Here is a 532-nt window from a genome sequence, read left to right as displayed (position 1 = left end):
CGTAGTCATAGGATGTTCTCAGAATGGGATTTGTTCTGAGATTATCTAAACGTTGCCCCTCAAGGAATCCGTCTTATATTGATCGCTTACTGCCTAGCCTCTGCTCGTTTTTTTTGCTCTAACGCCGCTAACTCTTTCTTATAATCATTGTGCGCCCGCGATGCAGCTTTACACTCCAAATCTTCTGCTATTGATTGAACACGTTTTAGATCTTCATTTAAATATGCCTCTTTTATGTCTAACTCACATTCTTTTACCTTGCTCTCTGCGTCTTCAAGGTTTCCTTGATAGTAGGACAAGTCGTGTTCTGAACAGGCAGATAAATAAAACGACACACTCAAAATTAAAACTATTTTCTTAAACATGCTTACCCCTTTAAAAGTATATTATTAACAGCAAAACGAAAAATATAACCCCCTTACTCAATCACATTGCTTACGTTTTTGAAGCCAATCTTCAAGTTTAAATGCAATTGGAACGGGATTGCTCGCCACGGTATAAAAACCATTGGCAAGCCCTGCACAACATTGTC

Annotated in this window: 1 protein-coding gene; it reads right to left on the bottom strand. The window is 38.5% G+C overall.

All coding sequences use genetic code 11. The features are described from left to right. Nucleotides 1–86 precede the first annotated feature (86 nt). Nucleotides 87–365, bottom strand: coding sequence for a hypothetical protein (locus tag L2748_RS24350; RefSeq protein WP_220783657.1), 279 nt, complete (start codon nt 363–365; stop codon nt 87–89). Nucleotides 366–532 lie beyond the last annotated feature (167 nt).

The organism is Shewanella sairae (genome assembly GCF_023283535.1).
In the GTDB taxonomy this organism is placed as follows: Bacteria; Pseudomonadota; Gammaproteobacteria; order Enterobacterales; family Shewanellaceae; genus Shewanella; species Shewanella sairae.
This window is presented reverse-complemented; position numbering and strand designations above follow the sequence as displayed.